At 70.5% G+C, this 8,796-nt stretch carries 11 protein-coding genes; 5 read left to right on the top strand and 6 right to left on the bottom strand.

From position 1 onward, the window contains the following. The first annotated feature begins 47 nt into the window (after positions 1-47). On the top strand, positions 48-791 hold the full coding sequence (locus tag V6M46_RS18825; RefSeq protein ID WP_332667942.1) for a PspA/IM30 family protein: 744 nt from the start codon (positions 48-50) through the stop codon (positions 789-791). Continuing rightward, a complete protein-coding gene (locus tag V6M46_RS18820; protein ID WP_332667940.1) occupies positions 788-1,273 on the top strand; it encodes a DUF2505 domain-containing protein in 486 nt (161 codons plus the stop codon). Before V6M46_RS18825 ends, V6M46_RS18820 begins: the two co-directional genes overlap by 4 nt. A gap of 6 nt (positions 1,274-1,279) precedes the next feature. Here V6M46_RS18820 and V6M46_RS18815 read toward each other — a convergent pair whose 3' ends face one another. The 4 genes from V6M46_RS18815 to V6M46_RS18800 are packed head-to-tail and all read right to left on the bottom strand — an operon-like array spanning position 1,280 to position 4,840. Continuing rightward, positions 1,280-1,588, bottom strand: coding sequence for a hypothetical protein (locus tag V6M46_RS18815; RefSeq protein ID WP_332667938.1), 309 nt, complete (start codon positions 1,586-1,588; stop codon positions 1,280-1,282). Then, a complete protein-coding gene (locus V6M46_RS18810; RefSeq protein WP_332667936.1) occupies positions 1,585-2,988 on the bottom strand; it encodes a WS/DGAT/MGAT family O-acyltransferase in 1,404 nt (467 codons plus the stop codon). The genes V6M46_RS18815 and V6M46_RS18810 overlap by 4 nt, the downstream gene beginning before the upstream one ends. A gap of 41 nt (positions 2,989-3,029) precedes the next feature. Beyond that, positions 3,030-4,178 carry an AAA family ATPase gene (locus V6M46_RS18805; RefSeq protein WP_332667934.1) on the bottom strand — a complete coding sequence of 383 codons (1,149 nt, stop codon included), beginning with the start codon at positions 4,176-4,178 and terminating at the stop codon, positions 3,030-3,032. After that, entirely contained in the window at positions 4,178-4,840 is a 663-nt protein-coding gene (locus V6M46_RS18800; protein WP_332667931.1) for a hypothetical protein, read from the bottom strand. Before V6M46_RS18800 ends, V6M46_RS18805 begins: the two co-directional genes overlap by 1 nt. A gap of 108 nt (positions 4,841-4,948) precedes the next feature. Between V6M46_RS18800 and V6M46_RS18795 the strand changes: the two genes are divergently transcribed. Further along, a complete protein-coding gene (locus tag V6M46_RS18795; RefSeq protein ID WP_332667928.1) occupies positions 4,949-5,203 on the top strand; it encodes a helix-turn-helix domain-containing protein in 255 nt (84 codons plus the stop codon). On the opposite strand, the gene V6M46_RS18790 is transcribed toward V6M46_RS18795, so the two are convergent. Next, positions 5,187-5,690, bottom strand: a complete 504-nt coding sequence (locus V6M46_RS18790; protein ID WP_332667926.1) for a hypothetical protein — start codon at positions 5,688-5,690, stop codon at positions 5,187-5,189. The two genes, V6M46_RS18795 and V6M46_RS18790, sit on opposite strands and share 17 nt — an antisense overlap. A 137-nt stretch (positions 5,691-5,827) precedes the next feature. On the opposite strand from V6M46_RS18790, the gene V6M46_RS18785 reads away from it, so the two are divergent. Both V6M46_RS18785 and V6M46_RS18780 read left to right on the top strand, forming a co-directional pair. Beyond that, complete coding sequence (locus tag V6M46_RS18785) at positions 5,828-6,421, top strand: LysM peptidoglycan-binding domain-containing protein (protein ID WP_332667925.1); 594 nt, start codon at positions 5,828-5,830, stop codon at positions 6,419-6,421. Further along, on the top strand, positions 6,418-6,900 hold the full coding sequence (locus V6M46_RS18780; RefSeq protein WP_332667923.1) for an Rv3235 family protein: 483 nt from the start codon (positions 6,418-6,420) through the stop codon (positions 6,898-6,900). Before V6M46_RS18785 ends, V6M46_RS18780 begins: the two co-directional genes overlap by 4 nt. A 201-nt stretch (positions 6,901-7,101) precedes the next feature. On the opposite strand, the gene V6M46_RS18775 is transcribed toward V6M46_RS18780, so the two are convergent. Further along, positions 7,102-8,796, bottom strand: a 1,695-nt coding sequence (locus V6M46_RS18775; protein WP_442880559.1) for a preprotein translocase subunit SecA, incomplete at its 5' end; no start/stop codon positions are given.

Raw genomic sequence — 8,796 nt, 5'->3', positions numbered from 1 at the left:
GTGCTGGCCGCATCCTGACCGGCAGCATCTGACAGAGAGTGATGACCATGGCCCAGAAACAGTCCATCCTGGGGCGCATCGGACAGTTGACGCGCGCCAACATCAATGCCCTGCTCGACAAGGCCGAGGACCCGGAGAAGATGCTCGACCAGCTCGTCCGCGACTACACCAACTCGATCGCCGAGGCCGAGGACGCCGTCGCCCAGACGATCGGCAACCTGCGCCTCGCCGAGGCGGACCACGCGGAGGATGTCGCCGCCGTCAAGGAGTGGGGCCAGAAGGCGCTGGCCGCATCCCAGAAGGCCGACGCGCTCCGCGCCTCCGGTCAGGCAGCGGAGGCCGACAAGTTCGACCAGCTCGCCAAGATCGCGCTGTCGAAGCAGATCGGCTTCGAGAACGAGGCCAAGCAGGCGGCGCCCATGATCGCCGCGCAGAACGAGACCGTCGAGAAGCTCAAGACCGGACTGATCGGCATGAAGGGCAAGCTCGGAGAGCTGCAGACCAAGCGCGACCAGCTCGTCGCCCGCGCCAAGATGTCCGAGGCGCAGGCCAAGGTCCAGGACGCCGTCAAGTCGATCGACGTGCTCGACCCGACCAGCGAGCTGGGCCGATTCGAGGACAAGGTCCGCCGCTCCGAGGCCCAGGTCGCCGGTCAGGCCGAGCTCAACGCGGCGACGGCAGATCCGTGGGACGAGCTCGAGGCATCGTCGACCGATGCCGAGGTCGAGGCCCGGCTGTCGGAGCTCAAGGGCATCGGAGCCGGCAACTCGAACGAGCAGGTGACCGAATGAAGCTCAACGAGTCGTTCAGCTATCACGGTGCCGGCGTCGAGGCGGTCTACGCCCTGATCACGGACCAGTCGTTCCGCACCGAGTCGTGCGCCAACCAGGGCTCACTCGAGTACGAGGTCACGGTCGAGCCCGATGGCGACGGGGCAACCGTCACGGTCATCCGTACGCAGGACGCCGACATGCCGGACTTCGTCAAGAAGCTGACCGGCAGCACCGTCAAGGTCAAGCAGACCGAGGTGTGGAGCGGTCCTGACGGCAGCGGCAACCGCAGCGCAGACGTCAAGGTCAGCATCATCGGTCAGCCCGCCGAGATGACCGGCAAGGCCAACCTGATCGCGGACGGCGCCGCCACGAGCTTCACGCTCGACGGCGACGTCAAGGTGTCGATCCCGTTCATCGGCAAGAAGATCGAGCCCGAGGTCGCCAAGGCCATCCGGTCCTCGCTGCGCGAAGAGGTCGAGTACGGCCAGCAGAAGCTCTGAGCGGTCCTAGGACGCCGTGCTCGGCCCCGCGAGGGCGCTGAGCACGGCGTCGATCTCCTGCGTGGCGTACCACGCGAGGTCACCCGTGCCGTCCACGTCGAGGTGGAACGACACGACGTCGTCGAGGCTCAGCGGGCCATCGGGGTCGTCCAGCTCTGCCGCGGCGACCGCGACGGCGTGCTCGGCCGCCTCCTCGAGGGCGGCGAGCTCGTCCTCCTCGTCCTCCGAGGCGGCGATGAAGGCCGGCGCAGTGATCGACCCACCCGCGGCCAGGACCGTGAGCTCTTCGCGGCCCACAGCGAGATAGGCCCTCATGACTTCGCCGGCCGCTGACGTCCGCGCGGCGCCCGGGACCGGCGTCCCTCGACCGATTCGACGAGCTCGAGCAACGCGTCCTCGATGCACTGCGCCAGCACGTCGACGTCCGGCACCGCCTCACGGTCGGCGACGATGCCGAAGAACACCTTGCTGTTGTAGGACGTCACCCCGATCGAGACGGCGCGCCGGCCGCTCAACGGGATGCAGGGGTAGACCTCGCTGACCGCCTCCCCCGCCATGTAGACGGGTTCCTGGGGGCCCGGCACGTTGGTGATGACGATCTGGTGGCCCCGGCCGGCCTCGGCGTCCGCGACTCGTGCGCCGACGGCGTGGAACGTCGAGGTGGCGAAGCCCGGCAGGTTGGCCAGCTTGTTTGCTGCCACCGCCGAACCGGTCTCCCGGTGGTCCTTGAGCGCGTAGGAGACCTGGTGCAGCCGGACGACCGGGTTGGACTCGCCGACCGGCAGCGACAGCAGGTGCCCGCGCACCTTGGAGCCCAGCGACGTCGGCAGGCCGTCCTCGGCGACGACCGACATCGGCACCATCGCGCGGAAACTCGTCTTGGGGGTGACCGGCTCCGCCCGGGTCAGCATCCAGCCGCGGATGCCGCCCGCGATCACCGCGAGGATCACGTCGTTGACGGTGCCGCCGTGCTCCTCGCGCACGCGGCGGAAGGAGTCGAGCTCGGCGGCCAGCGAGGCGAACCGGCGATGCCGCGACAGCTCGGTCGACAGGACGCTGTTGGGTGGCTGGCCGTCGACGCCGATGACCGGCAGGCGGCGGGCGATGCGGCCCAGGTTGAGCTCGGCGACGCGCAACGCCTCTCCGGGGTGCCGCAGGTTGCGGTTGAGCGTGCCCACGACGAGCCCGGCGGCGTTGGGCTCCGAACGCGGGTTCCACTCCTCGTGCGGGATGTCCCGGTCGTGTGCCGTCTCCTCGAGCAGCACCTGCGCGAGGTCGACCGTCTCGGAGCCGTCGACCAGCGCCTGGTGGGCCTTGAACAGCAGCGCGACCCGGCCCCCGGACAGGCCCTCGATCAGGTAGAGCTCCCACAACGGGCGGTCGAGGTCGAGCCGCCGGGCGATCAGCCGGCCGACCAGCTCGTGCAGCGCGGCGGTCGTGCCGGGTCGCGGGAGGGCCGAACGGCGTACGTGCAACGAGATGTCGAAGTTCTCGTCGTCGAGCCACACCGGGGTGCCCAGGGACGCCGGGACGGTGCGCGGAACCTGCCGGTATCGCGGGACGAGGTCGATGCGCTCGTTGATGACGTGGATCAGGCGGTCGTAGTCGAGCGGGTGCTCACCGGGCTCGAGGATCGCGAGCGAGGCGATCTGGCGGGGGACGGTCGGGCTGTCCTGCTGCAGGAACATCGCATCCAGCGGGCTCAACCGTTGCATGACTCTCCTCAGGGACGTCCTGGAGAGAAGTTATCACCGGATCACGACGCGGCAGCCGGGAGCACGCCGGGGCCGGCAACCTGTGACACAAGACTCCTCGCCAGGACCTCGATCCGGGTCACGAACGGCGACGACGGCGCCACCTCGCGCGGCGTCCGGCCGCTGACCGCCGCGAGGTCGAGACCGGACTGGTCGAACGGCAGGTACGCCGTCGGCACGATGCCGGTGAGCCGCCGCAGCGTGGCGTCGATCTCGCGTTCGCGCCAGCCCAGCGACGTACGTGTCATGTTGACGACGAGCGTCGGTGGGCGGCCCGGCACGGCCTCGCCGAGGTCGTGCAGGCCGCGGACGAGACGGGCCAGGCCCACGGGGTCGGGTCGGCCCACCGCCACGATCACGTCAGCCTGGTCGAGCACCTGCAGGGTCGACTGGTTGCGGTTGCCGGTGTGCCCCGCGCCCGTCTCGAGGGAGAATCCGCAGTCGACGACGACCAGCCCCGCGAGCGAGCGCAGGCGGGCCAGCACGAGCTCGAACGCTCCCGTGCGTACCTGGGGCCACATGTCGGCGCGCGGCAGGCCGGTGAGCAGCCGCAGGTTGTCGTCGATGCCGAGCAGGTGGTCACCGGCCTCTGCCGCCCGGCCGGTGTTGGCGGCGCGGCAGGCGGCCACGAGACCGCTGACGTCGTCGAGCACGGAGAGCGCCTGGCCGAGGGATCCGCCGTAGGTGTCGGCGTCGACCAGCACCGTGTCAGCGCCCTGGGCCGCGGCGGCGGAGGCCAGCCCCAACGCGACGGTGCTGCGACCCGGCGCACCGGCCGGGCCCCAGACCGCGATCAGTGGTGCGCGCTCCTCCTGTGGGGCCTGCCGTGGCGCCGGCACGTCACGCGCGACGACATCCAGCGATCCCAGCCTGAGGGTGCGCTCGATGCCCAGAGCCCGGCACAACCCGTCGTCGGACTCGACTGCCGCGACGCGTACGCCGGCATGCTCCAGCCGATAGACCGCATCGGCGTCCAGACCCGCCAGGTCGGCCGTGACGAGGGCAGCGGAGGCGACGTCGGTCTCGGCCACCGCGAGGAGGTCAGCGACGTCGACGCAGCGGCGTGCCAGCCGGAGTGCCGTGGATGCCTCGATCTCGCGAATCGCCGCCGCCTCCCACGCTGCGCCACCGGCGGCGAGGACGACGTCCATCAGGACACCCTGACGAGCGTCACGTGGCCGGCCGCCACGGTGCTCACGACCGAGCCGTGCAACTGCGCCTTGTCGACGTCGACCAGCACCGTCTGGGCGAGCGATCCGTTCAGCGCGGCGGCGTCGTCACCCGACTCGATGACCCGCACGGACTCCAGCACGACCCTGGCCTTGCCCTCCGGCTCGTCACCGGGGCCCGGGCCGACCCACACGTCGACGAGGTCACCGCGGCCGAGGTCGGCCGGCGCTGCCCCGTCGGCCACGCTGAGCGGCAGCTGGCTCCTCGAGGTGCGCGACCTGGGCACGAGCGACTTCTTGTCGACCAGGGAACCGGCCGCGACCCCGTGGGCCCAGACCAGCTCGTCCAGCGGCGCCGCGAACTCCTCGTCCGTACGTACGTAGTTGCCCTTCGTCGCCGACGACAGGCGTACGCGGGTCGCCTGGAGCGCGTCACGATCGACCGGGTCGCCCGGCGCGACGGTGGACCTGACGGACCAGTACTCGACGGTGTCGTCGCTGGCGGCCGCGAGACGGCCGCCGAGGATCGTCGCGCCCAGCACGAGCAGCAGCCCGATCAGGAGTCGTGGGTCGCGCCACGGTCGGATGCGCAGTCGTTGCGCCGCTGTCCTGCCTGATCCCCCAGGCCCCCGCCAGTTCGTCATGCATCGGTTGTACAGACTCCGCCAGGTTTCGTCCATACCCGTCCGGGTTGTCCACAGCCGACGCGAACCCGTGGCCACGATGACACCGCGGCGTGGGAAACTGGGGTCATGCCACCCACCAGCCCGCGGTTCCTCACGCTGGCCGACGTCGCGGAGGTTCTCAACGTCACGGTGCGTCAGGTCTATGCGCTGGTTCGCTCCGGCGACCTGCGCGGCATCCAGATCGGCGGCCGGGGACAGTGGCGCATCGAGAACGATCAGCTCGAGGACTACATCGCGCGCCAGTACGCCCGTGCCGAGGCGCCGGACGACACCGAGGCCGACGAGCTCGCGTCATCCGACGACGTCACGTCCGACCGCTGACGACCGCGATCCCGTCGAACGGCAACACCTGATCGCGCCCTGACCCGGCCCTCAGGCGTACGAAGTCGCGCCCGGCCACCACGACTGACCCGTCGCGGACCGTCCCGTCGACGAGCCGCACCCTGATCTCCTCGCCGGCCTCACGCAGCGCCCTGAACACGTGGCCCCAGCCGAGCGCGTCGCCGACCGCTGTCGAGTCGTCCGCACGCCGTTCGCTCGAGTGGACCGCCATCACCGCGGCCGAGCTGACGACATGGTCCATGCTGTCGCCGCGCAGGTGCACCAGCCGGTCGTTGACCAGCGTCACATGTCCCTCGACGCGGTCGGCGCCGCGTACGGCCAGCACCACGTGGCCGCCGAGCAGCTGCCGCCACGACGTCTGGGCCCAGTCGCCGTCACGGAGCTCGTCGACGAGCGCGTCACGCTCGTCGAGCTCGAGGTCCGCGGCTCGCGCCTCCAGGTCCTCGAACAACCGGTCCCACCGCATGCCGGAACGCTATCCCAGCCGCGGCTGCCCCGACAGTGTCCACCGCCCGGCGCACACGATGTTGACAGGTGATCTCAAACGGTCTTGTCTGTATTCAAACGTCATCAAACGTTTTCATGTGCTGATCGGGGGGTCAGATGTTGTCTCGCGGCGGATGGGTGCTCTGCGCCCTGGCAGGCGTCAGTGTCGCCCGGCTCGGTCCGGAGGCCGCCGGGGCGAGCAGCGACCTCCGAGGTGAGAGCTTCCCTGCCGCGCTGCTCGGACTCGGCTGCCTGGTGCAGCTGGCCTTGTCGTCCTGGGTCCTGCTGACCGTCGGCCTGTCGCTGCTGCATGCGCCGCCGCCGCTCGTGCGCGCGGTCGCTCCCCGGCTCCTGCGTCGTGCACTGTTCGCCGGCACGGCCGGCGCCCTGGCCCTCGCGCCGGTGCAGGCCGAGCGGGGGATCGCGCCGAGCGGGCCGCCCCAGCACGATGTGGCCGGCTTGCGGCTCCCCGACCGCCCGGTCGCGGCGGTCCCCCGCGCCCCCACAGCTCCGGCAGTCGTCGTCGTACGCCCCGGCGACACGTTGTGGGCCATCGCCGCCCGCTCACTGCCCGCCGGCGCCACCAACGCCGAGATCGCCCACGCGTGCGCCCGCTGGCACGCCGCCAACCGGGACGTCATCGGCGCCGATCCCCACCTCATCTTCCCCACGCAACGCCTCAATCCGCCGCTCGGGAAGGACCCCACATGAAGACCGCGACAGCCCTGCTCGTCCCCTCGCTCCAACCGTCGTTCGCCGGCCCCGTCGAGCCGGCGCCCGGTCAGATCCCCCTGCCGTTCCCCGGCCTGAGCCCCGTGCTGCCAGTGCCCGTCGAGCGGGGCGACGCGCGGCCCATGCGCCAACGCGCCGCGCGGTTCATGCAAGCCCTCGTCGAGGTCCTGTCCGGCGAGCGGGCGGCCCGGCAGATGGCCGGCTGGATGGCGCCCGACGTCTACGACCAGCTGACGAGCCGCCTGGCCGCACACGCCCGGGTGCCGCTGCGCGCCCGCTCAGGCCACGGTGCCCGCATCGTCTCGGTCCACGTCGCCATGGTCCACGACGGTGCGGCCGAGATCGCCGGGCGCATGGTGCACCGCGGCCGCTCGCGAGCTCTCGCCGTACGCCTGGAGCTCCAGACCACGCACCGCGGCGACCAGGTCTGGAAGTGCACCGCGCTGACCTGGGCCTGAGCCCGTGGGGTGACCCTCGGCCGCGAGGCGCCAGACCGAGTGCGGCAGGGCGCCGAGCTCAGGAGCGACTTCGTGTCATTCGACGAGCAGTCGACGCGGAGTTGGCCGACTCCACAACGACGCTTGTCGATTGACACGAAGTCTCTCGTGAGCGTTGGTGACCGGACTTGCAGCGCAGGCGAACCGACGGACGAGATCGCCCTATCTATTGTTCTTGCGCGACTTCCGCTGCTGCTTTGCCTTCTGGCGCGCCTTGTTCTTGGCGTTCGCCTGACGGCGTGCCTCAGCCTCGGGCGTCTCATCGGGCGCGCTGGCGCCACGCACCTCCGCATCGCCGGCCTCACTCGGCGACGAGTAGGACAGCGCCTGCGGCTTCTTCTCCGCGGCCAGGCCCTTGGCGGTCAGCTGCGGCTCCGCCTCGGTGGCCTGCTCGACCTGGACGTCCAGGTTGAACAGGAAGCCGACCGACTCCTCGGCGATGCCCTCCATCATGGCGTTGAACAGGTCGTAGCCCTCGCGCTGGTACTCCACGAGCGGATCGCGCTGCGAGTATGCCCGCAGGCCGATGCCCTCGCGGAGGTAGTCCATCTCGTAGAGGTGCTCGCGCCACTTGCGGTCGAGCACGCTCAGGACGACGCGCCGCTCGAGCTCACGCATGACCTCGGAGCCGAGCTCGCTCTCGCGCTTGGCGTATGCGGCGAGGGCGTCCTCGGCGACGACCTCCTGGAGGTACTCGCGGGACAGGCCTTCGCGGCCGCCGGCCTCGGCCTCCACGCCCTCGACCGTCAGGCCGATCGGGTAGAGCGTGCCGAGCGCGGTCCACAGCTGGTCGAGCTCCCACTCCTCGGGGAATCCCTCGGTGGCGCCGTGGACGTACGCGGCGGCGACCTCGGTGATCATCGAGGTGACCCAGTCGTGCATGTCCTCGCCCTCGAGCACCCGACGGCGCTCGGCGTAGATGACCTCACGCTGGCGGCTCATGACGTCGTCGTACTTGAGGATGTTCTTGCGGGTGTCGAAGTTCTGCGCCTCGACCTGGGCCTGGGCGGAGGCGATCGCGCCCGTGACCCGCTTGTTCTCGATCGGCACGTCGTCGGGGATCTTCATGGTCTGCAGGACCCAGTTGACCCAGTCAGCCTTGAACAGGCGCATCAGGTCGTCCTCGAGCGACAGGTAGAAGCGGGTCTCGCCAGGGTCACCCTGACGGCCGGAGCGACCGCGCAGCTGGTTGTCGATGCGGCGGGACTCGTGGCGCTCGGTGCCGATGACCGCCAGGCCACCGACGGCGGCGACCTCGTCGTGCTCGGCCGCGACCTGCTCCTCCATCTGCTTGAGGGTCTGGGGCCACTCGGCTTCGTACGCCTCGGAGTCCTCGAGCGGGTCGAGCCCCTTCTTGCGCAGCGCCTGATCGGCGAGGAACTCGACACTGCCGCCGAGCATGATGTCGGTGCCGCGGCCGGCCATGTTGGTGGCAACGGTGACGGCACCCTTGTGCCCGGCCATCGCCACGATCGCGGCCTCACGGTCGTGCTGCTTGGCGTTGAGCACCTCGTGCGGGACGCCGCGCTTCTTGAGCTGCTTGGAGAGCCGCTCGCTCTTGGCGACGCTCGTCGTGCCGACCAGGATCGGCTGTCCGGCGGTGTGGCGCTCGACGATGTCCTCGACGACGGCGTCGAACTTGGCCTGCTCGGTGCGGTAGACCAGGTCGGGCTGGTCGGCACGGGCGACCGGCTTGTTGGTCGGGATCGGCACGACGCCGAGCTTGTAGATCTTGTCGAACTCCGACGCCTCGGTCAGGGCCGTACCGGTCATGCCGCTGAGCTTGTCGTAGAGGCGGAAGTAGTTCTGCAGCGTGATCGTGGCGAGGGTCTGGTACTCCTCGCGGATGCGTACGCC

Source organism: Aeromicrobium sp. (assembly GCF_036676885.1).
In the GTDB taxonomy this organism is placed as follows: domain Bacteria; phylum Actinomycetota; class Actinomycetes; order Propionibacteriales; family Nocardioidaceae; genus Aeromicrobium.
The sequence above is the reverse complement of the archived record's forward strand: the minus strand, read 5'-3'. Positions and strand labels throughout refer to the sequence as shown.